The organism is Trinickia sp. HAY1-2D, from assembly GCF_056754935.1.
The window spans coordinates 3692744-3717174 of the sequence record NZ_JBPGWX010000002.1 but is presented as its reverse complement, the minus strand read 5'-3'; the positions used below and the strand labels follow the sequence as shown (position 1 = coordinate 3717174).

21 protein-coding genes are annotated in these 24431 nt (G+C 59.3%); 14 read left to right on the top strand and 7 right to left on the bottom strand.

Annotated features, from left to right (window positions below; translation table 11 throughout):
• Nucleotides 1-9 precede the first annotated feature (9 nt).
• The gene (locus ACR9ZC_RS24325) at nt 10-2373 is read left to right on the top strand and encodes a PAS domain-containing sensor histidine kinase (RefSeq protein WP_481582224.1); all 2364 of its coding nucleotides are present in this window, start codon (nt 10-12) and stop codon (nt 2371-2373) included.
• A gap of 123 nt (nt 2374-2496) precedes the next feature.
• On the opposite strand, the gene ACR9ZC_RS24320 is transcribed toward ACR9ZC_RS24325, so the two are convergent.
• Entirely contained in the window at nt 2497-3240 is a 744-nt protein-coding gene (locus ACR9ZC_RS24320; protein ID WP_481582223.1) for an AraC family transcriptional regulator, read from the bottom strand.
• A gap of 205 nt (nt 3241-3445) precedes the next feature.
• Here ACR9ZC_RS24320 and ACR9ZC_RS24315 point away from each other — a divergent pair, with 205 nt between their 5' ends.
• From ACR9ZC_RS24315 to ACR9ZC_RS24280, 8 genes are all read left to right on the top strand, one after another.
• Complete coding sequence (locus ACR9ZC_RS24315) at nt 3446-4231, top strand: crotonase/enoyl-CoA hydratase family protein (RefSeq protein WP_481582222.1); 786 nt, start codon at nt 3446-3448, stop codon at nt 4229-4231.
• Between the two features lie 15 nt (nt 4232-4246).
• Nucleotides 4247-6154, top strand: coding sequence for an asparagine synthase (glutamine-hydrolyzing) (gene asnB / locus ACR9ZC_RS24310; RefSeq protein WP_481582221.1), 1908 nt, complete (start codon nt 4247-4249; stop codon nt 6152-6154).
• A 34-nt stretch (nt 6155-6188) separates the two neighbouring features.
• A complete protein-coding gene (locus ACR9ZC_RS24305) occupies nt 6189-7169 on the top strand; it encodes an EamA family transporter (RefSeq protein WP_481582220.1) in 981 nt (326 codons plus the stop codon).
• Between the two features lie 104 nt (nt 7170-7273).
• Nucleotides 7274-8203, top strand: coding sequence for a diiron oxygenase (locus ACR9ZC_RS24300; protein WP_481582219.1), 930 nt, complete (start codon nt 7274-7276; stop codon nt 8201-8203).
• Between the two features lie 45 nt (nt 8204-8248).
• The gene (locus tag ACR9ZC_RS24295; protein ID WP_481582218.1) at nt 8249-9301 is read left to right on the top strand and encodes a 2Fe-2S iron-sulfur cluster-binding protein; all 1053 of its coding nucleotides are present in this window, start codon (nt 8249-8251) and stop codon (nt 9299-9301) included.
• Between the two features lie 1268 nt (nt 9302-10569).
• Nucleotides 10570-11691, top strand: a complete 1122-nt coding sequence (locus ACR9ZC_RS24290; RefSeq protein ID WP_481582217.1) for a hypothetical protein — start codon at nt 10570-10572, stop codon at nt 11689-11691.
• 2 nt (nt 11692-11693) lie between these two features.
• Nucleotides 11694-12026 (top strand): DUF2623 family protein, encoded by a 333-nt coding sequence (locus tag ACR9ZC_RS24285; protein ID WP_481582216.1) that lies wholly within the window; start codon nt 11694-11696, stop codon nt 12024-12026.
• Between the two features lie 134 nt (nt 12027-12160).
• The gene (locus tag ACR9ZC_RS24280; RefSeq protein WP_481582215.1) at nt 12161-12568 is read left to right on the top strand and encodes a hypothetical protein; all 408 of its coding nucleotides are present in this window, start codon (nt 12161-12163) and stop codon (nt 12566-12568) included.
• 103 nt (nt 12569-12671) lie between these two features.
• On the opposite strand, the gene ACR9ZC_RS24275 is transcribed toward ACR9ZC_RS24280, so the two are convergent.
• From ACR9ZC_RS24275 to tnpB (ACR9ZC_RS24265), 3 genes are all read right to left on the bottom strand, one after another.
• Nucleotides 12672-13940, bottom strand: coding sequence for an IS256 family transposase (locus tag ACR9ZC_RS24275; RefSeq protein ID WP_481582214.1), 1269 nt, complete (start codon nt 13938-13940; stop codon nt 12672-12674).
• A gap of 158 nt (nt 13941-14098) precedes the next feature.
• Complete coding sequence (tnpC, locus tag ACR9ZC_RS24270) at nt 14099-15697, bottom strand: IS66 family transposase (RefSeq protein ID WP_481582213.1); 1599 nt, start codon at nt 15695-15697, stop codon at nt 14099-14101.
• A 93-nt stretch (nt 15698-15790) separates the two neighbouring features.
• On the bottom strand, nt 15791-15982 hold the full coding sequence (gene tnpB, locus ACR9ZC_RS24265) for an IS66 family insertion sequence element accessory protein TnpB (protein WP_481582212.1): 192 nt from the start codon (nt 15980-15982) through the stop codon (nt 15791-15793).
• On the opposite strand from tnpB (ACR9ZC_RS24265), the gene ACR9ZC_RS24260 reads away from it, so the two are divergent.
• The 3 genes from ACR9ZC_RS24260 to ACR9ZC_RS24250 all read left to right on the top strand — a co-directional run bounded on the left by ACR9ZC_RS24260 (nt 15907) and on the right by ACR9ZC_RS24250 (nt 19297).
• On the top strand, nt 15907-16263 hold the full coding sequence (locus ACR9ZC_RS24260; protein WP_481582211.1) for a DUF5372 family protein: 357 nt from the start codon (nt 15907-15909) through the stop codon (nt 16261-16263). The genes tnpB (ACR9ZC_RS24265) and ACR9ZC_RS24260 overlap by 76 nt on opposite strands.
• Before the next feature lie 171 nt (nt 16264-16434).
• Nucleotides 16435-16899: a helix-turn-helix domain-containing protein gene (locus ACR9ZC_RS24255; RefSeq protein WP_481580252.1), complete on the top strand. Its 465-nt coding sequence runs from the start codon at nt 16435-16437 to the stop codon at nt 16897-16899.
• 286 nt (nt 16900-17185) lie between these two features.
• Nucleotides 17186-19297 carry a recombinase family protein gene (locus ACR9ZC_RS24250; RefSeq protein ID WP_481580251.1) on the top strand — a complete coding sequence of 704 codons (2112 nt, stop codon included), beginning with the start codon at nt 17186-17188 and terminating at the stop codon, nt 19295-19297.
• Here the strand turns inward: ACR9ZC_RS24250 and tnpB (ACR9ZC_RS24245) are convergent.
• From tnpB (ACR9ZC_RS24245) to ACR9ZC_RS24235, 3 genes are all read right to left on the bottom strand, one after another.
• Nucleotides 19279-19518 (bottom strand): IS66 family insertion sequence element accessory protein TnpB, encoded by a 240-nt coding sequence (gene tnpB / locus ACR9ZC_RS24245; RefSeq protein WP_481582210.1) that lies wholly within the window; start codon nt 19516-19518, stop codon nt 19279-19281. The two genes, ACR9ZC_RS24250 and tnpB (ACR9ZC_RS24245), sit on opposite strands and share 19 nt — an antisense overlap.
• Nucleotides 19499-19984, bottom strand: a complete 486-nt coding sequence (tnpA, locus tag ACR9ZC_RS24240) for an IS66-like element accessory protein TnpA (protein WP_481582209.1) — start codon at nt 19982-19984, stop codon at nt 19499-19501. The genes tnpB (ACR9ZC_RS24245) and tnpA overlap by 20 nt, the downstream gene beginning before the upstream one ends.
• A gap of 1534 nt (nt 19985-21518) precedes the next feature.
• Entirely contained in the window at nt 21519-22394 is an 876-nt protein-coding gene (locus ACR9ZC_RS24235; protein ID WP_481582208.1) for a hypothetical protein, read from the bottom strand.
• Nucleotides 22395-22576: 182 nt separating this feature from the next.
• Between ACR9ZC_RS24235 and ACR9ZC_RS24230 the strand changes: the two genes are divergently transcribed.
• Both ACR9ZC_RS24230 and ACR9ZC_RS24225 read left to right on the top strand, forming a co-directional pair.
• Nucleotides 22577-22993, top strand: a complete 417-nt coding sequence (locus ACR9ZC_RS24230; RefSeq protein ID WP_481582207.1) for a hypothetical protein — start codon at nt 22577-22579, stop codon at nt 22991-22993.
• Nucleotides 22994-23855: 862 nt separating this feature from the next.
• Nucleotides 23856-24365, top strand: a complete 510-nt coding sequence (locus tag ACR9ZC_RS24225) for a hypothetical protein (protein ID WP_481582206.1) — start codon at nt 23856-23858, stop codon at nt 24363-24365.
• The last annotated feature ends 66 nt before the right edge of the window (nt 24366-24431 follow it).

Sequence of the window (24431 nt, the reverse complement as noted above, 5' to 3'; positions counted from 1 at the left end):
AAGTGACGCATGAGCCGAACCCCCACCCATTCGCCCGTTTCGAACCTGCTCGAGGAATTGAAACGAAATAATGCCGCCCTGCAGGAGCGGGCCGATCGTCTCGAACGGCAGTTGACGCGCCTCGATGGGCTCTTGCAACTGAGGGCGCGGGAGCAGACGCAATCGCTGCTCTCGACCCAGGTCGAACTCGATGCGCAATTTGGCCGGCTCGCCGAGTGCAGCCCGGACGTCATCTGCCGTTACGATCTCCAGTGCCGTCTCGTCTACGCGAACTCGGCTTTGCAGGCCACGCTTGGCCGCCCGCTGGAAATGCTGCTCGGAAAAACCCCGAGCGAGCATCATCCGGGCGAAACGCTCGCGGAGCTTCATCAACGGCTCGCCGAGGTGATTGCATCGGGCTCGCCGCAGGAACTGGGGATGTCGTTGGCGGATCCGGGCGGGACCGTCCGCCATCACCATATCCGCATCGTTCCCGAGCGCGGGCCCGCGAAAGAGGTCATTGGCGCGCTGGCGCTCGGGCGCGATATTACCGAATGGCGCAATGCCGAAGAAAGACTGCATGCGAGCGAACAGGCGTTTCGCGCCGTCGTCGAACATTCGCCCGACTATATCGCCCGCTACGATCGCGCCTTGCGCCGTACCTACGTCAGCCCGTTGTTGCTCAACTTTGCCCCGAACGTGATCGGTCGATCTCCCGCGGAACTGTCGCCCATCGTCGATACCGGCCGATATATGGCGCAGCTCAGATATGTTCTCGAAACAGGAAACGAGATCACCGACGAAATGCGGTTTCGCGACGGTTCCGGCGCGCTACGCTGGGGGCATATGCGCGTGGTGCCGGAGCTGGCGCCGGACGGGACGGTGGCAAGCGTTCTTGCCATCTGCCGCGATATCGACGAGCTCAAACGCAACGAACAACTGTTTCGCACGCTGACCGAGAATCTGCCCGATTTCATTGCGCGCTTCGATAGCGCCGGGCAAGTGATCTACGCCAATCCGGCCGTCTCCGCCGCATTCGGGATTGCGCGGCGGGAAGCGGCCGGCGGGCGTCCGTTCGAATTCGCCGCGAACGACGACGCAGACTTGAAGCAGCGCCATATTGCCGCGGTCCGCCACGCTTTCGTCAGCAAAGAGCCCAACGAGGCCGAAGTCCAATGGGCGACGCCTCAAGGCGAGCGCATCTTCGAGGTGCGCTACATTCCCGAGAAAAGCGCCGGAGGAGAGGTCATCAGTGTGCTGGGTCTGGCACGGGACATTACCCGTTTGCGCCTCATGGAGCGGGCGCTGCGAGACAGCGAACGCGCATTTCGGACACTCGCCGAAAATGCGCCCGACCCGATTGCCCGGTATGACCGGAACTGCCGGCGCACGTATGTCAACCCCGAGTTCGAGCGCGCGAGCGGCATCAGAGCCGCCGAGCTGATTGGCGGCAGCGCCGGGAGCTTGCCGCGCGCGCCGCGCGGCGCCGCGCGCGAGTTCAAGGCGAGGTTGAAGCAGATCATGGTGAGCGGCCGGCCCGCGAAGTTCGAGCTTTCGGGCGATCACGATGGCCGACACGAGTGCTGGTACGTGCACGCGGTGCCCGAGTACGATACCGCGGGCGCGGTCCAGGGCGTGCTGACGATTTGGCGAGACATTACCGAGCGCAAGGACGCCGAGCATCGTGTGCATGAGTCCTATGAATTGTTGCGCGAGCTGACATCCAAGCGCGAAACGGCGGTCGAGGAGGAGCGCAAGCGCATCGCGCGCGAGATGCATGACGAACTGGGGCAGCATTTGACGGCGCTTCGCATGGGCGCATCGACGCTTCGACTGCGCTTCGGCACCGATAACCCCGAGCTCGCCGAGCATGTTCGAAAGCTCGTGACGCTGGCGGATCAGACGATGCGCGTGGTTCGCGACGTGGTGTCGTCGTTGCGGCCGGCGGTGCTCGATGCGGGTATCGCTGCGGCGCTCGAATGGCTCGTTGCGGAGTTTGGCCACAACGAACCGCCGTCGTGCAGGCTCCAGATGCCGGAAGAGGTGCCACCGCTGGCCGAGGATCACGCCGTTGCCTTGTTTCGCATCGCCCAGGAAGCGTTGACGAACGTTCGCCGGCACGCACGTGCGCAACATGTCGTCGTCACGCTCGAGCATGACGCAAGCTCTTGCAAGTTGCGCGTCTGCGATGACGGCCGCGGCTTCGATCCGGTGGCGATCCGCAAACGGTCTTTCGGATTGGCGGGGATGAGGGAGCGCGTGTCGATGCTGGGTGGCACGCTCGCTATCGTCAGTGCGCCGGGGGAAGGGACGGCGATCGAGGCGATGGTGCCGCTCCAACCGCACTCGAGCGGACGAGTGGTGGTACCGCATAGTGCCAATTCGGAGCGGTGAGGGGCGGTTGCCATTTCGACACCCATTTACATTCATTTCTGCCGCGGCTGAGGTCGGCTGGAAATGGGTCTAAATGGAATGAGTGCAGTATTCGTTCATGTTGACCCGGGACCGCGATTGCGCTCAACGAGCCGTTACCGCAAGTGCTCGATATCGGGAACAGTAACGAACGGGTGGCTCCCCGAGAAGCTGTTTGAACGCGGCGGAAAAAGCACTGGTACTGCTATATCCCAGATCGACCGACACATCTTTCACGCTCGCCCCCTGACTCAGTCGAGACAGGGCTTCGAGCACGCAGACGTGCTGCCTCCACGCCACAAAGCTAAGACCCGTCGCTTCGCGGAATTGCCGCGTGAACGTGCGCCGGCTGACATTCGCCAGCCTTGCCATTTCGTCGATCGATACCGTCTGTGTTGGCGCGTCGAGCATACGCCGACACGCACGCGACAACCGCGGATCCTGGGGTAACGGCACGCTGAATGGAAGACGCGGCATCTCGCTCATCTCGTCGAGTAGCACCGCTTCCAGTCGCGCGCGTTTCGCACCGGCATCTACCGGCAGTTCCAACATCGCGTCGAGCAGATGCCGCAGTAACGCAGAAACGCCGAAAACCTGGCAATGAGATGGCAAAGCCGCAAGCTGAGCCGCCCTCGACCCAATGAACGTATTGAACATGGTGACGGGGCCGTGCATATGCATTTCGTGACCGACGCTCGCGGGCACCCAGATCGCGCGCTGCGTAGGTACGATCCAGTTTCCCTCATCGGTAAACATCGAGATGCCGCCCGTCGCTGCGTAGGCGAATTGTCCTTCCTCATGACTGTGGCGAGCGAACACCTCGCCTGCCTTAAAGGTTCGAGTCGTCACTGCGACATCAGTCGCATGGGGACCATCGTTCGAATCGAATCTCTCTATTTTCATTGGATCAATCGGTGCTTCGCGCCCGGCCGTTGGCGCGCTTCGCGATGAGATGCCGCTGGCCCGATTTTATAATAAGAAAGCCTGATTTCGCAACTGAACATGCGCGATTGCACGGTAGTATCGCTATTCCAAAAAAAATCCGAGGGTTTAATTGACAGAGCAATCCTTTGTTAAGGTGTCTCGACAGAACAGCGTTTTAATGGTTGGGTTAAACCGCCCCGAGAAGCGAAACGCGATGCCGAAGTCGATGATGTTCGAGCTTCGCGAAATATTTTCAAATATCCCCGATGATGTTGGCGCAGCTGTACTTTACAGCACCAGCGAGCATTTCTGCTCCGGGCTCGACCTCACACAGGTGAAAGATCAATCCGTTATCGATTGCTTTCAATTCTTTCGGCAGTGGCAGGAAACGTTTCGATTAATCCAATTCGGTCATATACCGGTTGTCGCCGCACTTTCGGGGGCGGCGATCGGTGCGGGGCTGGAAATGGCCAGTGCATGTCATATTCGGGTAATGGACGAAAGCGCTTATTTCCAGCTTCCGGAGGCCGCACGAGGTCTTTATGTCGGGCTCGGCGCGTCGGTTCGATTCCCTCGGCTGGCAGGCACTGCGTTGATGATGGAGATGATGCTCACGGGGCGTCCCCTTCCTGCGCACGAATGCTTCGCGCGAGGCGTCGCTCAGTATGTCGTGCCGCCTGGCGCTGCGGTGGATAAGGCCGTAGAACTGGCCGCAGTTGCCGCACGAAATCTGCCCATTACCAATCACGCAATCATTCATGCACTGCCGCGCATCGTCGAGCAGGGTCACGATGAAGGGCTGTTTACAGAGGCATTGGTTGCGGCTGTTGCTCAGTCCGGCGCCGAAACGGCGCAACGCATGGACGCATTCCTCAATCGCAAGAAAACAACTCAAATTCTAAAAACAACTCCCTAAATCTGGGTAGCTCATATGTGCGGATACATCGCAATCCTCTCGAAGCAGTCTATTGAATTCAAGCCCGACCAGCTCGATGCGTCGATGGCGGCCATCCACCATCGCGGGCCGGACAGCCGTTCCACGTGGTTCGATCCAAACGGAAAGGTGGCAATGGGGTATGTCCGCCTCGGATTGGTCGGACTCAGTAACGGTACTCAGCCTATCGTAGCGGACGAAGGCGATTTTGTCATGATGGTCAATGGCGAATTTTACGACTACGCTCGAATTCGTTCGGAGTTGGAGGCGCAGGGATGCCGATTCAAAACCTCCTCTGACAGCGAAATCGCGCTGCATTTGTACCGGCGAGATGGGATTCGCGGTCTCAAGCAATTGCGCGGCGAATTCGCGATTCTGATATACGACCGCCTGCGCGAAACGCTTCTCGCTGTCCGCGACCGCATCGGCGTCAAGCCGTTGTATTACGCCGAGCACGATGGCGCGCTTTACTTCGGTTCCGAGATCAAGGCGCTCGTGGCGGCGGGCGTGCCCGCCCAATGGGACCACGACGGGTATGCCAGCCGCGGCTTCATCCTGCGCGATCGCACGTTGTTCAAGGGCGTTCGCAGCGTGAAGCCGGGAACGCTCCTGCTCGCGGACAGTGCCGGCATTCAGGAAAAGACATACTGGGATTGGCAATTCCCGGCTCGAACCGCGGTCGATCATGGGCGCACGGAAGCGTCGATGATCGAAGGCGTACGCAGCGCAATCGAAGACGCGGTGCGCCTGCGCCTCCATGCCGATGTACCGGTTGGCGTCTCGTTGAGTGGCGGTCTCGATTCGTCCGCGATGCTGGGGCTTGCGACCGCACTGTCCGGCGAATCGCGAAATGCGTTTCACTTGTCGTTCGAAGGTGCGCAAGGATACGACGAGCGCCGCTACGCGGAGATCGCTGCGAAGCATAACAATGCGCAATTGCATGTGCTGTCCGTGAGCCAGGACGATCTTGCCGATCACTTCGAAGACGCACTGTGGCACACCGAAACCCCGTTTTCGAATGCACACAGCATCGCCAAATACATGCTTTGCAAGTTCATTCAGAACAAGGGAATGCGCGCGGTGTTGACTGGTGAAGGTGCTGACGAGGTGTTCGCCGGATATCCGCATTACCGGCGCGATATGGTCCGGTTCAACCATGATCGCCAGGACCCCGATGAAATTCGTCGCCTTGCTGAGCGGATGGCAACCCAGCGCGACCGTTACCTGGAGGCGCCGACAGAAGACGTCCAGTGGGTAAATCGCAATCTCGAGCACAGCATCTCCTGGATCGAGACGCAGTCAGCCTTGTTCAGTCCGCTGACCAAGCTCTTCCGCCGGGCATACAGCGAGCGGCACGAGCACGCCGCACCGTACCGGCAGTTCTTCGACAGGCTCGGCGGACCCGCATTCGATCAATGGGATCCGGTCAACAAGTCCTTATACGCCGTTGCGAAATCGAGCCTGCCGAACCTCGTGCTGACAACCCTTGGAGATCGGTTGGAGATGGCCGGTAGTCTGGAAGGCCGGCCGCCGCTGCTTGATCATCGTGTGGTGGAGGAGGCGGCGAGCTTGCCGGTATGGATGAAGATTCGCGGCAGCGTGGAGAAGTACGCGTTGCGCGAGGCCATGCGGCCCTACCTGCCCACGGAAATCTACGATCGGAAAAAGCAGTACTTCCGCGCGCCCCCTTCGACGCTCGATCCGTCGTCGAAGATGTTCCAACTTGTCGCAGACACGTTGACCAGCCCATTACTCACCGAATTGCCGTTCTTCGAGCCATCGAGCGTACGCGATTTTCTCGGTCTTGCGCGCACGCTTCCCGAGGCACAGCGCGCCGCCGCAGATCATGTGTTGATGGAAATCACCGGTCTTTGCTTGCTGCAAAAGCGCTTCGCGCTTCGCTAGCGAGACGCGGGCGCCTTCCTGCAACCGCAGCGGTGTGCTGGAAGGCGCACCGCTGCGCGGCGGGAGCGATCCCATCGCGCCCGCCAATCGAATTTCTTGCACTGGAGCCATCATGGAAAAAAAGCACCTTGCCCTGGCGTTGCTGGTCACCTTCGTATGGGGCATCAACTTCCCTATCACCAAGCTAGGTCTGGATTCGATGGATCCGTTCGTCCTCACGGGGATCCGGTTCGTGCTCGCGGCTATACCGCTGGTCTTTTTCGTACGCCGGCCTTCCGTTAATTTCGGCTACGTCGCAGCCTACGGATTGATATTCGGCGTCGGCATGTGGGGTGCGATTAACTACGGTATTGCCGCGGGCGTTGCACCGGGAATCGCATCCCTAATCATTCAACTGAGTGCCTTTTTCACGATGTTCTGGGGTGCTCTGCTGTTTCGCGAACGCCTGCGCCCGGCGCAATGGATCGGTGCCGCTGTCGTGCTGATCGGCTTGGCTGGCATCTTCCTGGCGCAGCAAGGCGCGCATCAGGTATTCGGTATTGCGCTGATCGTACTCAGTGCGGTGGCATGGAGTATCGGCAACGTCATCATCAAGAAATCCGGCGTGAAAGAGATTTTCTCGTTCATGGTCTGGGCCAGTCTCTTTCCTCCCATCCCGATGTTGGTCGGTGCGTGGTTAGTCGAGGGCGCACAACCGTTCGTGACGACCTGGCACAACGTCGGCAGCGTTGCCGTGTTTTCGCTCGTGTTCCAGGTTTATCTCGCGACGCATTTTTCGTATTGGGGCTGGAACTCGCTGATGAAGTTGTATCCCGTGTCGACGGTCGCGCCGCTCTCCCTGATGATTCCGGTGTTCGGGATCGTGACCTCGATCGCCCTCATCGGTGAACGTGTTCAGCCGGTGGAAATGGTGTCGATCGTGGTGATCATCGTGGGCCTCGCGATCGGAATTCTCCGCCGGGGGAGCGCCGGGGGCGTCGCGCGGACGGTTCCCGTCAGCGCGTCCAAGATCTGATTCGGCATTTCGAACAGAGCAGTCTGCATCGTTCAAATCAATAACAAACACCGGCCGGCGCTACGGCGCACGGCCGGGATCTTTACCTTTCGCAGAGTGGCCGCATGCTTACAGAAAACGCCGTTGAATTTAGTCATGTCAAAGAAACGCTGAGAAGGCTCTCTGGATTGTGGCGCGAGCGTGCCATGGTCAATCAAGGGCTGATGGATCAGACGTCAATCGTCTTTGCGCCGGAGAAGGTGGATTTCGCGGAGGCTCTCGTGCCGTTCCGCGAGCATCCGAGATGGCAGGATGCGCCGTCCGAACTTAGATCGGCTGTGCTGTCGTATGGATGGGCAATATACAACCTCAAGACCGTCTATATCGAATGCGACGTCGTTACGCCAGCATGCGAGGACCTGATCAAGTGCCCCATCGGGGACGCGATGGCGAGATACGAATTGCAGCAGGCGATGAGCGAGGCGCTGCTGGACGAGGCTTTGCATACCAAGATGTCGATCGGTGCCAGCAACTACGTCTATCGACACCGCAACCTCGTTCCGCTGGATTACACCGATTTCAATCTCGTCACGTGGCGTGAACGATTGCTTTCGGAGTGCGGTTCGGAAGGCACGCGCCGGCTTGCGCGCTTCGCAATCGCCGCGGCAAGCGAGACGTTGATCACAGACTATCTGAGGACGCTCTCGGACGATGCCGACATCCAACCCTTGTGCCGGGAAGTCACGAGATCCCATGCGATTGACGAATGGGGGCATTCCGGCGTATTCAGCACCGCTGCGGAACATATCGTGGCGTCGCTCAGGGCAAGCGAGCGTTCCTTCTTTGCCGACATCGTGCAGCAAACCGTTGAGATGTTCGCGGACAACGAGTTGGGCGCGTGGGCCAGCGCCTTCGAGCTGCTGCAGTTTCCTCACCGCGAGGAAATCGTTCGCGATTCGGAGCGAGTGGGGAAGGTCAAGGTTTATCGCGATTCCGTCATGACGTTGTTGGACAAATTGGGGCTTCAATTCAATTCCGCGTACTCGCCAGCGTGATTGAAAGCATCGATAAAAATAGTGCCGGTAACCTGAGAGAAGTAGATGAAAGGGCCACTTCATTTCAAGTGTGAACATGTCGTGCGGATGTCGAACTCGGTCAACTCGTACTGGCTGCGCTTGCTGAATCCCGAGCGTTACGACGAATGCGACTATGGAAAGCACCTGTTGGTGCAGTACCCGGACGCGTCGAACAAGATCCAGACGAGAAACTACTCGATAGCGGGCAAACCCGAAGACGACCTCATCGAGATCGCTGTCAAGCGCCAGCCTGGCCACGGTGTTTCCGCATCCATTCACCAGTCGCTCGCAAAGCATTCGATATTGGTGGCCGATGAGGTCTCCGGAGTGCTGACGAGCGGATCGTTATTGCGGTACCGCCAGCTCTTGATGGCCTGCGGAGGAGTCGGGATCACCCTGCCGTTGGGTTTGGTTAGAGGTTTGGCAGCGCTCTCGGATCGGGGTGCGGAGGTGCCGAACGTTCATTTGATCGTATGCGTGCCGCAGTTCGACGCGCTGATTTACTTCACCGAGCTACTCGCGCTGCAGGCGAAATATCCGTGGCTATCGGTCGCGACATTCGTTACGCGGGAGCACGTGCGCGCCGGCATTTCATATCTCAATTCGGGCCGTCCGGATCCTCGGGAGCTGGCAAATAGCATGGCGGCGCCCGATGCGGTCGTGCTGTGCGGCAGCGGGAAGTTCGTATCCGATTGGGAAGCGGAGATCAGAGCCAGCTTTCCCGATGCGACCATCCTCGACCAGCACCGATCGAGCATCGATGTGGCGTACTTGGATAACGCACGGCCTGACGCCGGCGATGTAGCGGGGAACTGCGCTACGCTGCGGCTCGCAAACAGCGGGCGGTTTATTAGTGCGTCTCATGACCACACGTTGCTGGAAACGCTGGAAAGCAACGGTGTGAACGTGCCGAGTCAATGTCGAATGGGGATTTGCGGGCGCTGCAGCGTCCAGTTGCTCGAGGGCGAGGTCGTGTCCACGTCGGACATCGGCTTGTCCGGCGTGGAGCGACGGCGGGGCTTCCGCTTGGCTTGTTGCAGTAAGCCAGCCGGGGAGACATTGACACTGGCGCTTTGAGCGAGCCGCTCGGCTCGCGGCGGGTTGCGGTCCAGACAGCAGCGTGAGGCTTTGTCAGAACGCGGGCAAAGCCAGCCACGAGGGGCGGGCGGATGTGGCGTTTTGGGCGGACACACGGCATGGGTTCGAACTCCAGGTGTGTCGTTTTCTGGAGTTGTTCTCGGGGTGCCAAAATGAGAAAAGCCTTGCAGATCGATGATCTACAAGGCTTTTCGAGATTTGGTGGCGAATCAGGGATTCGCGGCAGATGCCCGGGAACCCCTGTCACGCCGCGCTGCGCGGCTGCTACACAGCTTCAAGATAGCAGGCCGGGGTAGCAGTTCAAGTGTGGTTACGCGGGCAAGTGCGTCCTGCTGGAGCGGGGCGCCTCGGAGCACCTTAGGTCCGCTGTACGGAGCGTCTTTTTCGATGGCTTGCGACGCGTGACAACTGATTTGATTACGCGCGGCCCGCCGCTTCGGTCGTGTGCGCCGGCAGCACAACTCTTGGAGAAAACTTCGCGTTTTTTCGCACTTCACTTGGTTTGTTCCTTGTGAGGCTTGACGCGGACACAACCGTTTCGTGGGAATCGTCTGATGAAATTTGGGGAAGCATTGTGGAAGATTGCCACCTCACCGCCGAGCCCACCTCGTCACCGGGGGCTTGTTTCCGCGATACTGCTACCACGCACGGCCGACCGCCTCGTGAAGATTGAAAAGGCCAACGCCCGTTTCCGGTCCGCCACACCCGCTCAGAGGCCGGCGTTCCTCGCGGCAAAACTGGGCAAGCCCGTCTCGGCGTGGCCTGCCATCTTTGGGCATGACGTTCGGGGTGCCTCTCCCATCAGGGTGCCTACGTGCATCTGGTATGCCGATGTGTTTCGCAGGCACAATCTTCGGCAGCGCGCGCGAAGCCCAAATCAGATAGTGACCGTGGTCCCCGCCACGCGAGGCAGGCGAAGAAATGCTCCCGCCGCTTGGATACTGCGATTGAGTGGCCGTCACTGTATCAGGCATGAACACCTGTTGACCCGTCGGACGCTTGTCTCGTATATTTGTAACCGAGACCAAGCACTCGGAAGCGTCCGACATTGACCCCCGTCGGATTGTTCGGTCTCTTTGGGTGGCGTGGAAGGTAGTAGGGAGTTCCAACGCCGTGCGTCCCATTCGGCCCTACGGGCAACGCAACAGCTACGAGCAACTCGAGTCAGGAATCAATGATGACTCGAATTCCTCTTGTTCCCGCGCGAAAGTGCCGGAGCTTAACTGTTGACGTCCGTTGAGGTCGCTATGATGTATTTCAAAGATTCAAGAGTTCCCACTCGGGCCGCCGAGCGCTGCAACGAATTCCTTCTCAAATTTTTTCCCGACGCGGTTGGCAAAATCCCGCCGAAGGACCTCACAGCCTTTGTTCTGTGCGCGCTCGATTCGTGGCGCGAGATGAGAACCTCTTGGACAAACGCTGAGCCCCCCTCGCAGCTCGACGAAGATGACGAGCAACGCTTCGTCGCTGGTCGCATAGAGCAAAATGCGCGAGCGCTACAGTTCTTGACTGAGCGCGGTATCCCGGCGAACACAGAGCTCGTAGCACAGTTCGTTCGAGAGTGGCAGCCTTCCGCACGCAATCCCGACCTGGACGTCGAAAACTACTTCGCGGCTCAAAAGCGCGGTGGCACAGGCTGTGAGCGGAATTGTGAGTTCGTGATGGGGTTCCGCCGCAAGACCTCCAGTCTTCCGACCGAGGAAGAGGTGCGGCTCATCATCGAGAACGTCCACTGGGCGGCGCCGGCCTGGGCCGAGAGAATTCGCATGAGAGCGGGAGAGTTTGCGTGCAACATCATTGCCCGGCTCAAGGAAGACGAAAACGCTGAAGTTGGCTTTCGCATTCTTCGCGCAGTCTCTCTCTTTGACCCGTTCGCAAAGGCCTGCCTTGCCCGACTCCTCACCGTCGGTTGGAATCGCAAAAATCGCCAGCAGGCGTGGGACCTCGTCATGGAGGCGAGCGAAGAGGATTTTGATGGGAACCCTGACGCAGATTTAATTTACGAGGAACTGGCAGACGCGGCGGCGACCCTCGCCGGCGCTGACGCTCCGCCCAAACAGGTCAGCAAGGTCATTCGCATCCTGGAACGCGCTGCCGACCGCGGTTACTGGAAAGCGGCCTTGTACCTTTCTCACTACTACTCTGACCCCTCCGGGGTTCGCGACGGCGACGACCCTGCGGGGTTCTATTCCCACAAGGTCGCGCCCGACACGGAAAAATCGCTGCGCTACCGTCGCATCGCCGAACAGAATCCCAACGCCGAGCGCGAGCTCGCCGCGGCCGTGGCTGAAGCCAACCTCGCCAGTGAAAAGGCGCGCATGGAAACCGATGCTGCCCGTGACGGCGGCGCGGGCAAGGAGGACGCGTAGCCATGAGCCAACAATCTAACGAGGCCAAAACGCTGGTCGAAGTCGGTTTCGAGGTGGGGCTGGATGCTGCCGAGGCCCCTGACGCATATGAGATGTCACGTTACAAACAAGACTATGTCGTCGGATTTGTCGCGGGCCAGTGCATTTCGGCATCCGTGCAGCGCGCGAGCCGTATGGCAGGTGCATCTGTAGCAGGCGAGCTTGGCGCGCGCTACTCGCTTCCGTTGGACCGTCTGCTCGTCGAGCTCGAGTTCTCTCGAGAGCTGGTGGAGCGGGTAAGTTACGCCTACGAACAAGGTCTTCGCCGCGCCCACAGCTCGGAAAAATCCGACTAGCCGCTGTATGGACCAGGAGCAGTTGAAGCCCCTGGCTCGCAACTTTCTCGCTTTTCTTGGTTGCCGGACAGCTTGAAGCCGGTTCGGCAACACGTGTTTGTTGCACCCGAAGAACTCATCTAAAGGAGCAGAAAATGGCTGAACTGCCTGACGATGCAAAAAAAACCGTGCCCGAAGCTGCCACTGGTGACGAAAAAAATATGCACGTGACACCAAATGATTTCGCCGCGAGCTTCCAGTATCGCGAGCGTGTGAGCGAAATCTGCAACATGCACGAGAATGGCTGGCTGGCGACGGACAACGAGCTATCGCAAGAGGCTGAGGATGCTGTGGCGCAGCTCGCTCGAGAGAGCGGTAAACCCGTTTCATCGGTCATAGCCGATGTCTATGAGGCGGCGCCAAGCATAGATGCTGAGAACAGGGCCGACGACGAGGACCGCTACGGCCACCTCGACGAATACGGCGAACCATTGCCGCCGCTCGGCGACCTGAACAATGGGTTCGGTGACGATGACGACTGGGACGACAGCCGCGTAGCGTAAGTGGCAAGATGCGCCCGGGCTGAGCAACGCCCGGGTTGGCGCTCTTCCGACGGCCATCAGTGGAGGTGTCAGAAAGTTTGTGTGCTGAGGTCGGTTAAAAATCTCAGCTGATGGCGGCGGTGAATCGCTCGCCGAACAGGATGGCGAACTGATTGACTGCTTGCCGCCAAGTGATCGGTGGCATCTTCCAATCCTTTTCGATGTTGCGCAAGGCCAGGTACAGCAGTTTGCTTGCGGCTTCGTCGCTTGGGAAGTGACCGCGGTTCTTGACGATCTTACGCAACTGCATGTGCATGCTCTCGATCGCGTTGGTCGTGTATATGATTTTGCGTACTTCCGGCGGATAGGCGAAGAATGGGATGACTTGTTCCCATTGGCGCTGCCACATCGCGGCGACCGTTGGGAATTTCTTGCCCCATTCGCTTTGCGAGAAGGCTTGCAGCGCCGCCTCAGCGGCTTCGGCGGTGGCGGCCTGATAGATCGGCTTGAGCGCCGCAGCCAACGGCTTACGGTCCTTCCAGCTCGCCAGATTCAGCGAATTGCGGATCAGGTGCACGATGCATGTCTGGATCTGGGCGGCCGGATACACCGCTTCGATCGCCTCGGGGAAACCGCGCAAGCCATCGACGACGGCGATCAGGATGTCGTGCAAGCCGCGGTTCTTCAGTTCGTTGAAGACCTTCAGCCAGAACTTGGCGCCTTCGGTTTGCTCGATCCACAAACCCAGCACTTCCTTACGGCCGTCGGCCCGAATGCCCAGCGCGAGGTACACCGCCTTGTTCTTGACCGTGCCTTCGTCGCGAATCTTCAGCCGAAGTGCGTCGAAATACACGATCGGATACATCGCTTCGAGGGGGCGTTGCTGCCACTGTTCGACTTCGGCCAGCACCTCATCGGTGACGGTCGAAATCAGGTCGGGCGACACCTGTAGGCCATATAGCTCCAGCAAATGGCCTTGGATCTCGCGCACGCTCATGCCGCGCGCGTACATGCTGATGACGTGGTCATCAAAGCCTGGCAGCCGGCGTTGATATTTGCCCACTAGCTGCGGCTCGAACGTCGCCTGCCGATAGCGCGGAATGTCCAGATTCAGTTCGCCGTTGGGCGTGAGGACCGTCTTGGGGCTCGTACCGTTGCGGTGGTTGCCGGCCTTGCCTTGCTCAGCCTCGTTCTCCAGGTGATGCGTGAGCTCCGCTGCCAGCATGCGCTCAGCCAGTCGCTTCTTCAGTTGCCCGGCCAGGCCCGATTCGCCGAGAACCGACTCGGCATCCTTGTTCTGAATCTGCGCCAGCAGTTGATCGACCAGTTCGTCAGGGAACAGCTTCGGCGCCTTCGGGTTCTTGCTCTTCTTGGTCACGGTTGCTTCGGTCATAGGACGTAATTTCCGTTATCGTCTCATGACCTCGGCACACTAAAATTCTGACAGGCTCCCATCAGTGCGACATCCAGTAAGCGCCTCTCTGACGCCCTGTCTGGCGTCAACTACAACGTAAGCGGTCGATTAACCACGCCCTTGCACGCTGACGGCTATTAGGCCGCGGTGCTATCCGTACGCTGGCCCAGCTTCCATGGCAACAGCGCCTCGTAATCGTCTGCGCTTCGTGCGTAGGACAATGCCTTGAACAACTCGGTCAGATAGCGATAGGCGTCGACGCCGTTGGCTTTGCACGTCTCGACGAGCGAATAGAGGTTGGCGCTCGCCTTCGCTCCGCCGGTCGTATCGGCGAACAGCCACGCACGGCGCCCCACCACGAATGGGCGAATCGCGTTCTCGCAGGGGTTATTGTCGATCGGCCACGTTTCGTTTTCGATGTAGCGGTTCAGCTTCGGCCATTGTCCGGCGAGGTAATTCAGGGCCTTGCCTAGCAGGCCGCTGGGTGCCGTCATCGCTAGATACTCATCGAGCAACGCCTTGATTCGCGCAAGCACCGCACGGCTGTAGCGCCGGCGAAGGCGAGCCCGGCGATGCGGCTTCTTATCTGCGTGCGACTCCGCCGCGTACAGCTTGCCGATCAGCGTGATGAACTGCGTGGTCGGTTGATGAGGGCCGCGTGCCTTCTTAGGCAATACGTCCTCAGCTTCCACGAAGTACCGCCTGGCATGCACCCAACATCCAAGGTGCACGAGGCCATTGGCATCGGCGATCGCGTTGTACGGCTCGTAGCCATCCGTCATAAACACGGCGCCACGGCGAATGCCGGCCCACAGATCGCTGCCGTGTTGTTTGCCGCGCCCCGGCGCGTAGCCAAACAGTCTCACCGGTGGCCCGCTGCCGTTCATCTGCACCCACATATAGCTCTTGGTTTGTGGCGCTCTTCCTGGCTCCTTGAGAACCTGTACCGTCGTTTCGTCGGCGAACACGATATCGCTATCGAGCAGGTGATCCCGCATCAGGTTGATTACCGGCTGCACGGCTTCGCCCACTCGCACCACGCTTGCGGCCAGCGTATTGCGCGAGATGTCGCCTCCGAAGCGCTTGAGCAACGCGGCGATGCGATACAGCGGCAAACCGTCCATATACTTGGAAACCACGAACCACGCGAGCGCGGCTTCTGTAAAGAGGCCCTTCGGGATGACGCGTGAGCGTGCCGGCGTGACCTTCAGGCTCTCGTCGCAGCGCGGGCATGCGTACTTCACACGTTCGTGCCGAATCACCCGCACTTGCTGCGGGATGATGTCCAGTTGTTCGCTCACTTCCACGCCGATCTCGACGAGCACCGAGCCGTCGTGAGGGCACACGCGCTCCGATTCCGGCAGTTCGTAGCGAACGACTTCGCGCGGCAAGGCCGGATCGAGCGGTTTGCGCCCGGGCTTCTTGCGCGCGTGGCCGGCTACCTGCGTTTGAGTTTCATCTTCCTCTTGCGCCGGCAATGTGGCCGCCGTCGGCGCCAAGGCTTCCGCCTCGTTCAAGAACAAGTCGCGTTGATCGGCGCTGCGTGCTTCGCTCTTGGCGCCAAACAGTCGCCGCTCATAGGCTTTGAGCTGCTCCTTGAGCAAATCGCGCTCGACCTTCGTCACGCGCAGTTCGCCACGCAGTGCGTCGCGCTCAGCAAGCATCGCGTCGCGCTCGGCGATGAGCGCGGCGAGTTCTTCGGCGGTGATCGAGGCAGGTAGCAGAGCGCGTGTCATCCCGTAACCATAGCGGGTTTCGTCTCGCCATAGGTTTACGTCACCGTGCCGATCTCGACCTGTATGTTGCTGTCGCGCAACCATGCGCCGCTCCTAGTTGACGCGCACGTAGTGCCGCGCCGGATGTTTGCGCATGGCGGTCAGATCAATGCCGTCCAGCAGCCAGTGCAACTGCTCAACGCTCAGTTCGAGAATGTCAGCAGCCTCGCGTGGCCAGACGAAACGATCTGCTTCCAGCCGCTTGTAACATACCTCGGAATGCAGGCCTTGTCGCTCCCTCGACACGGCTTGTCCGCATAACTCATCCCTTCCATCCCTTCAGTGGCCGGCAACTCGTCTGCGTCGGCGAGCGCTATAACCGCTCTGGCAAGCGTCTCTTGCTGCGCATCGACGACAAGTCGGTGTGCTCGGTACCTCCGAGGTGGACGGATATGACTGAGCCCGAGCCCGAAGTCACGATAGGGCAACAGCGCGCACTGTTCACAGTCGCGGATCTGATGGAGCTTGCATTTCTCGTGAGACGCCTCTCTTCGCGCAGGGACGCTGAGATCTCCTCGTCGTTGTAAAGCGAATTATGTCGCATGTGTAAAATAATTAACGCCGCAATCTCTGGTCTTCTGTCGGCGCATGCGCACAATCTACGCAAATTATAAGCGAACACGGCCGTGAAGACAGCTTGACAAGGTTCATTGTGCGGCATAATTTAATTACAAATGGAAGCAGCCCCCGGAGCAAACGTGCCAACGAATGAACGCAGGCGCTCGAAGACCGATGTTCTCGCGGAGGACGGCACGCTGAATCCGGCACCGGAGAGCGTTCGTGATCCGAAGTTCTGCGAAGGCGGATTCTTCGATCCCCGCGACGCTGTGCAGGTCAAGTACGAGATGTTGCGCCGCGTCTCCGTCGAGAAGGCGTCGGTCACCGAGATCGCCGACGAATACGGTGTTTCGCGACCAACCTTCTACCAGGCGCGGACGGACTTTGAGCAAGGCGGGATCGCGGGGTTGGTTCCGAGGAAGCGAGGACCGCGCGGTCCACACAAGATACAGGGTGACGTGTTGGCCTTTCTCAAATCGCAGTTCACGCCCGGAGAGCCGATTCGAGCACGCGAACTGGCACAGCTGGTTCGAAAGGAATTTGGTCTTGATGTACATCCGAGAACGATCGAGCGTGCCCTCGGTGTAAAAAAAACGGCGGAATAGCGCGATCCGATGCTTGGCCGTTGGTAGTTTCATCTGCAATCGCTGCGCAATACGAAGTGCTGCGTTCCGCTGTGCTTGGCGAGGCCCTGCCTCCAGAAGCGCGTCGCGGACTCAGCGTCCTTCTTGCTCGAGGCATGTGGGCGTGGGCACGCATGATGGTCCCAACGTGTGCTCCGCTGGATCCGGTCGTTACCCGGTCCTCGCCGTACGTACAGTCCTTCGAGCGCCAGAGCATCATCTATGCACTAGCAGGCATGGCTGTGACGCTCAACGAACGGAGAACACCATGAACGCATCGCTTAAAGTTCAACCTCACCACCTCGAACGGAGCGCTTACCTTTACGTCCGGCAGTCGTCGATGCGGCAAGTCGTCGAGAACGTCGAGAGCACGAAGCGGCAATACGCCCTGCGTGGGCGCGCAACCGCGCTCGGTTGGCGCGACGAGCAAATCGTCACGATCGATAGCGACCAGGGAGAGTCCGGAGCATCGGCGTCCTGGCGCGAAGGGTTTCAACGGTTGGTTACGGATGTTGGCATGGGACGCGCGGGCATCGTCATGGGCCTGGAGGTCTCACGCCTGGCGAGAAACAATGCCGACTGGCATCGGCTGCTGGAAATCTGCGCGCTTGCGGATACGCTCATCCTTGACGAGGACGGAGTCTACGATCCGGCGACCTTTAACGATCGGCTCCTGCTTGGACTCAAAGGAACAATGAGTGAAGCCGAACTGCATGTTCTCAAAGCACGACTACGCGGCGGAATCTTGAACAAGGTCAACCGCGGCGAGTATCGCTGTCTGCTACCAACAGGCTTTGTATATGACGAACTCGGCAACGTAGTGCTTGATCCGGACTCCCAGGTCAGAGAGACCATCGCGTACTTCTTCGAGACGTTCTGGCGGGTCGGCTCCGCCAGTCAGACGGTCAAGGTCTTCAAGAATGAAGGCCTTCTCTTCCCGTCCCGCACGCACAATGAGAAGTTCGTCACTTTCCAGCACCTTTCCGCGTCGACGGCACTTCGGATGCTGAACAATCCGCGCTATGCAGGTGCTTACGCCTATGGCCGACGGCAGTATCGGAGAATTGCCGACGGGCGGAAGGTGCCTCGACGACGTGATCGCGATGACTGGCTTGCCTGTATCCCTGACGCCCATCCCGGATACATCACCTGGGAACAGTTTCAGCAGAACCTCAAGGTTCTCGAAACGAATGGTCGTGGGTATGAAGTTGCGCGATCGTCGCCGCCTCGCGAGGGAGCGGCATTACTGCAGGGACGTGCCATCTGTGGACGTTGCGGCAGGCACTTGCGGCTCCGGTATGCCACGCGACGCGGACGACAGGAGGCGTGGTATATCTGCGATCGCGCCCAAGGCACCCGCGGAGAGCCTTGTTGCCAGTCGATTGCTGGAGCCCCGATCGATGAGGCGGTTGGTGCATTAGTTGTCGCCTCGATGACTCCGGCCGCAGTCGAGCTGGCATGGGAGATTCGCAGGGAGATCGAAGCGCGCCACGATGAAGCCGACCAGTTACGCCTGCGCGCCATCGAACGCGCCCAGTTCGACGCAGATCTTGCGCAACGGCGTTTCATGCTAGTGGACCCGAACAACCGTCTGGTTGCCGACACCCTCGAGCAGGAATGGAACGACAAGTTGCGTGCATTGGCCGACGCCAGGGAACAAAGGGAGCGCAGTCAGCAGCAGGAGCGTCTTGTGCTCGACGATGCGATCCGCGACCGGCTCGTCGTCATGACGGCTGACTTCAACACGCTTTGGAGAGACCAGTCCTTGGCGAATCGGGAGCGTAAGCGATTGCTCGCCTACATCATCGAGGACGTCACGCTGGTCAAACTTCCAGACGAAGGAACAACCAAGATTCACGTTCGTTTCAAGGCAGGCAAGACTGAAACGCTCACGGCACAGAATCCCAAATCCTCGGCACAACAGGTCAAGACCCGGCCGGAGGTCCTGGCGCTTATCGACAAGCTTCTGGATAGCCACACATGTCCAGAGATTGCGGAAATCCTCAACGATCAAGGTATCCGCCCGGGCGGTTGCGTCCGACCAGGTAAGGGCAACATTCGATTCACCGCGTTGCGCGTCTCGTACATCGCTCAGCGAAACGGACTCCGATCGCGTCGCGACAGACTGCGAGATCGTGGCATGTTGACGAGATCCGAAGCCGCTACACGTCTCGGAATCCACGTCGCAACGCTCATGAGGTGGGTGGAGTACGGTCTCGTCATCAGACACGCCTACAACGATTACGCGTTTCTCTACGACGTCCCCGATTCGAACCCACCAGTGAAGCATAGCAGTCGATGGGATCGACTTACCGACCGAGTAGCAGCTGCTCGAGCGACAGCGGATCAAAACGCTCCAATTCAACTGAAGGAGTTGTAGTATGAAGCCAGATAGTTCATCAAGAGCCAGAATCCGTTGCGCTCCCATAGCAGCAGCTTGATGCGATCGGCGCGCTTATTACGGAACACGTACACCGCCCGGGCGAATGGATCGAGTCCGAGCGCTTGCTCGACCAAGGCCGCCATGCCGGTAATGTTCTTGCGGAAGTCCACCGCGTCGCGATGCACGTAGACCTTCAACTCAGGGTCGAGCCGGAACATGGCAGCGCACCAGCGTCTTGATCATCGTCGACATCAACGCGAGCTCGCGCTCGTTGCAATCGAGCTTGAGCGTCACCCCATTGGGCAACTGCGCAACGAGCTGCGACGACGGCGTGAGGCCATCGCGTGATTGCCCAATCCCCATACGAGGCGATCGCCGACAAACGTCAGTGACAGGGGCCTCGATCTCGCCGATCGGAACCACGGGAACGAACGCCGGAGCTTGGCGCTTGAACGCCTTGCTCGCCCCAGCGCCGCTGCGCTCACGCTCGTAGTCTCTGATCCACTTGCGTAGCAGGTTCGCGTTCACCGCATGATCCAGCGCCATCCTCGCAACCGACACACCCGGTTGCATGCATGCCTGAACCAATTCCAGCTTGGCCTGCGGATCAAAACGCCGGCGCCGCCCGTCGCGTTCAAAGCCTGTCACCAGGCGTGACTTCAGATCGTTGCTGTGCTCTGTCATTGCGTCCACTTCCTCGTTCAAGTGGACATAATCGTCGCCGCCCTAGCCTCGCAGGAACAGGGCGTCGACGATTGATCGCTTACGAACCAGGTGGCCACGAATTCCGTAAGCTCCGGGTTGAAAAGCGCTGCAAGCAAATACGCCCGCCGGGCATCGTGAACGTCGCCTTTCGGACTTGGAAGTACGCGACGTTCCCTCGTTCGGCGGAGTTGCGCTTGCGCGTGGTGACGGTGCGACACTTGAGTTGCATCGCAACGGAGTTGCCCGTGTTTTGTCGAAGAACAGCACGTCCAAGCCATCGTCGTCCGCAATCGGTCTGAACGGAGAAAGGCGCCCATCGATTGCCTTCATGACCGCGTTGACTAGCAGGTTCTCCCCGATGACGCCGAGCTGAGTAGATGACAGCGACATGTAACGACTCCTTCAGGGGACGGGCGGAATTCCCGCGCTGCTGATTCGTTACATGTTACTGAGGAATTTCGGCCTATTACATGAAGAACGCGGCTAGCCGTTTCTTGCGTCACGACCGCGAACGCTCCATGGCGGTTACGACCACCCCGCGGTGCGAAGCGCCGGCACATCGCCTAGGCGCAGGGCCCGCCACAACTCCAGAGCCATGGGGAGCGTTGCCCGCGTTATACAGCGTGTTGGGGCAAGTTTGCGCTCATAGTCCGTATCTGCCCATTCATCAAAATGGATTGTGCCGTCCTCGTAGACGTCGACCACGAACATCCCGCCTCCGTTTCGGCCAAAGCACAGCCACGTGTTCGGGTGCTCCGGGTCCCGGGACGAGAAAAGTTCTTCTAGCGCTTCCCGCAGTTGCGTGGCTGTTGGCGAACGTACCGTTGCGCCCCAGCGTCGCGTAAGCGACCACCATTCGTCGCTGACACGTTCAAGCTGTCCATCAAAACCCACGGTGCTCGTCATCATCGGCCTCACGGGGATGCAAATGGCAGTTCATACACGTGTGGGTCCAAAGTTTTGGTCATAAGCACTTGCCTCCATGCCGGCGGCGTGTCGTTAAGCCAAGTCCTTCGCGTGAGTCTCCACCCTGTGCCGGCTACGTAGTCAATGTACTCGACCATGCCTGTCCAGCGCCGAAAATCAGGGCTGAACATGACGACCAAGTGCTGGCGATGCTCTGCACTCTCATAGGGTGGTATATCCAACGTGCTACTCGTTATCCACCACTCGAGATTCGCCCAGACGATATCGCTTGGACTGCAGGACCACGCCAGCCTTCGGCGCGCCCAATCCGGAAACGACGCGTCCTTCGAGATGGCAACCTGCATTGCTTGAAAATTAGCGTCGGCCCGCACATGCTCATCGAACGGAAGCTCATTACATAGGTCTAGCGGAACTGCGATACCGTGCATGTCGTTTGGTGACGATTGCGCCCATGCCGACGGCAGCAGATGCCCGATGAAGACGGCCAAGATAGCCCACGTCGCAAATTTTGATGTCGGTCTTCTTAACGGAGCTTTCGGAGAGGCTGCAACGTCGAAGGTCTTGGTCCGCATATTAAGGTAGTGCATTACCGGCTTTCTTCGAACAGTTCCCGGCTGAGCACCCGGTCTATCGTCACCCTCTCAAGCGCGCCGGTGTATTTCGGGAGCTTGCGAACAAACTTGCTCACGACCTCCGGCGTCTCGACGTACGTCGGCGTTCGCACTAGCAGCGGATAGCCCCTTTCGGAAAGCGGCTCTAAGATGCCGTCGAGCTGGCTGTGCGTGACAAGGCAATGGTCTTTCGTCCTCGGACCAAACAGCGGCTTCGGAGCGAGTTCGTCGCGATAAACGAAAACGATGTCCACCTCTGGAAGCAAGGTGGGGATGCCGTCGCCCCACACCACCGACGACTTTGCTTGCCCATCAACGTTCAGCATCATGATTTTGGGCACAAAGAGCGACTCCCCATGCGCTGCCTGCATTTTGGGGACTGCGCGATTCCAGCGCCATGCGCCTTCGACGGCCGCCTCTGGCATCGTAAGGAAAGTGTTGGACTTGCCGTGCGACTGGATAATGCTTCGGTACGCGACTTCGTTTCCGCAGTTCCAGCCGCGGAGAAACGCTTCCTTCGAGTAAGGGCCATTCGCCATCCCTTGGACCTGTGGGTCTTCAATCATCGGATTGAATCGCTCGACAAACGCCGATACTTCCGGCTCGGCTTCGAGACCAAAGATGTGTGGGCGAAAATAGTTGAGGTTGAACGCGATACGCCGGTGGAGGCGTCCATTCTTCTCAACTGATGCCTCGCCTTGGTCCACAGCGAAAGAGAAGTAGACGCCGGTATCAGGATTCTCGTATGTGGCGCCGCCGTCGACCCTGTAGTGCCTGCGCTGCCGAAAGTATGCTCCGATGTCATCCTGGGTGGCGTCGGCTGGCAACGTAAAGAAGAGGTCGTAGCTCATTAAGATTTGGTCCCCGGGTCTTGATTGTAGGATTATGGCCGATGACTCGGCTACCGTGTAGCCGCAGCGCAGCGCTCGCAAGTCGCCCGATAGTCTAAAGCTTTGGTTGGAGATGCCGTTAATCCGTAAGGCCCGTCTTAATCGCTGACGGACATAATGAAAACAGCAGTTCCGAGGGCACGATGGCAACAATCAACGCATATATTCCCACCGTTACTCCGCTACTGTTTGAGACCGAAGAGGGAAAGCGCACCGCGAGCGCGTGCCTCGAATTCGGTGGTTGGAATCATGAGAGCAAGATGCTGACGCCAATTCGAGTCAGGGACTTGCTTGCAATGCCTCACAATCCGGCGCTGGTGTGGGTGATGGACAGCCTGGCAGCTGCCGCGGAGGCCGGGCGATTGGACGCCGACAGGTACATGGACCAACTGTTCGCAAGCCGCGGCGACGCGCGCGCGTTTCGCCTCATCCTGCGCGACGCGGGCGCTGACTGTTGGCTCAACAACCGACACCATAACGTGCTGCGTAAGCTTGGCTGCGCGGCCATGGATGCGAACGCTTACCCGGTGCTCGCTTCGTTGTTTGACCCTGAGGTGTAACGACCTCAGGTCCATCAACCTCTGTTTGCCATATTCCCGTGGAGTTCGTTGCATTCGTGCTGATAGCCATCGCTATCAACTGGGCGGGGCTCGAGGCTAGAATGCGTCGGCGAGCGAAGCTCGAGGCGACGCGGGACCTATGGGCGTCAGAGGAGCCTGTTCGCGAGGTCTATGCGAAGAAGACGGCACTAACACTCCTCGCGTGCTTTGCAACGGCCCTCTTCGGTGCTGCGGGTGCCATGGTCTATATGCTATTTGTCCATGGGGCCGCGCGTCTCGCTCTCGCAGCGGCGGCATTCGCCCCTTTCGCTTCCGGGGCCGCCTTGGGTGCCGTGGTGGCTGGTCGCAATCTGAGTCGCATCCTGCGATTCGGAAGCGGTCTTCCATGGGCACGGCCTGCACTGCGTCTGGGAGACGATTGCCTGGAGTACTTCGGTCTCATCAGCGTGCCATGGGCGGTGGTCCTTGACACCAGGGACCTCGAGGTTTTCATAGGTCGGGGTGGGCACCGTGCTTATGTTCTGCTGTTCGTTCGCGGGACCACCGCCGACTACGCAAAAGGCGGCAAATTGAACCGGCGTGAGGTCAAATCCGCTGCGAGCATGCTTCGGTTCGCAGTTCAGAACCAATGGCCACCATTCCCGAAGGGTGACTTCGTTGTTCTCGATGTCGACTATCTAAGCGGCGTATATGCGCCGCGTCTGAAGGTCTGGATTGACCGCATTCGAGGGTCCAGAGCCATGGCAGGCTCGAGCGACTGCGACGAGCAGCGGCCGGAAGCCGTGGAGCGCCGTTCGGCTAGCGGACTGTCTGTGGCGCACTGGGCCGGTGGCAATGGGTCTCGCAGTGGAAGGTGCATCAAATGAACCATTTCATGGCTTCCATCGCAGCTATCGGGCTCGCACTCTCGCTCGCGGTCCATGTCGCCTCTCTGTTCGGCGTCGACGTCATGAGCCTAGTCCCGTTCGTGTGGGCCTTGCATGTGGGTGTATTCATCGTGTTCGCCCCTGCCGTCTTATTAGCGCGCAAGCGATTCGGAGCTAGGCCAGCGCTGGCAGAATTGCGCCAGGCGTTTCCTGGCTGGGTAAAGGTTCTTGCGGGCGTGCTCTTCGCCTACGCGCTCATCAATTTCTATATGTCGTTCTCAAGCATGGCCGGGACGCCGGCCATCAAGACGGGGCAGTACGTAATTGAGAACCACGGAAGAATCGTTCGAGCTTTGAGCTCCGCCGAGTACACCTCACTTCGGGCTCGGGTGATTCGCGGATTTTCTGGGCATTGGATGGTCTTTTACTTTTTTGGCTTCGCCTATTTCGCCTTCTGCAGGGATGGAGGGCGGCTCAGTGGGCGCGCGCGCAGCAAAGCGCCGTGAGCGAGTTCGCGTTCAAACCGTTGGCCGGATACTATGTACGTCAACGGCCAACACAACGTCGGTTCA

Bases quoted from the DNA above. Each gene is read 5' to 3' on its own strand.
- ACR9ZC_RS24230 (WP_481582207.1), top strand. From the start codon at position 22,577: ATGGCAACAATCAACGCATATATTCCCACCGTTACTCCGCTACTGTTT.
- tnpC (WP_481582213.1), bottom strand. From the start codon at position 15,697: ATGACACGCGCTCTGCTACCTGCCTCGATCACCGCCGAAGAACTCGCC.
- ACR9ZC_RS24285 (WP_481582216.1), top strand. From the start codon at position 11,694: ATGAGCCAACAATCTAACGAGGCCAAAACGCTGGTCGAAGTCGGTTTC.
- ACR9ZC_RS24295 (WP_481582218.1), top strand. From the start codon at position 8,249: ATGAAAGGGCCACTTCATTTCAAGTGTGAACATGTCGTGCGGATGTCG.
- ACR9ZC_RS24250 (WP_481580251.1), top strand. From the start codon at position 17,186: ATGAACGCATCGCTTAAAGTTCAACCTCACCACCTCGAACGGAGCGCT.
- ACR9ZC_RS24325 (WP_481582224.1), top strand. From the start codon at position 10: ATGAGCCGAACCCCCACCCATTCGCCCGTTTCGAACCTGCTCGAGGAA.
- ACR9ZC_RS24275 (WP_481582214.1), bottom strand. From the start codon at position 13,940: ATGACCGAAGCAACCGTGACCAAGAAGAGCAAGAACCCGAAGGCGCCG.
- tnpA (WP_481582209.1), bottom strand. From the start codon at position 19,984: ATGACAGAGCACAGCAACGATCTGAAGTCACGCCTGGTGACAGGCTTT.
- ACR9ZC_RS24280 (WP_481582215.1), top strand. From the start codon at position 12,161: ATGGCTGAACTGCCTGACGATGCAAAAAAAACCGTGCCCGAAGCTGCC.
- asnB (WP_481582221.1), top strand. From the start codon at position 4,247: ATGTGCGGATACATCGCAATCCTCTCGAAGCAGTCTATTGAATTCAAG.
- ACR9ZC_RS24225 (WP_481582206.1), top strand. From the start codon at position 23,856: ATGAACCATTTCATGGCTTCCATCGCAGCTATCGGGCTCGCACTCTCG.
- ACR9ZC_RS24300 (WP_481582219.1), top strand. From the start codon at position 7,274: ATGCTTACAGAAAACGCCGTTGAATTTAGTCATGTCAAAGAAACGCTG.
- tnpB (WP_481582210.1), bottom strand. From the start codon at position 19,518: ATGTTCCGGCTCGACCCTGAGTTGAAGGTCTACGTGCATCGCGACGCG.
- ACR9ZC_RS24290 (WP_481582217.1), top strand. From the start codon at position 10,570: ATGATGTATTTCAAAGATTCAAGAGTTCCCACTCGGGCCGCCGAGCGC.
- ACR9ZC_RS24235 (WP_481582208.1), bottom strand. From the start codon at position 22,394: ATGAGCTACGACCTCTTCTTTACGTTGCCAGCCGACGCCACCCAGGAT.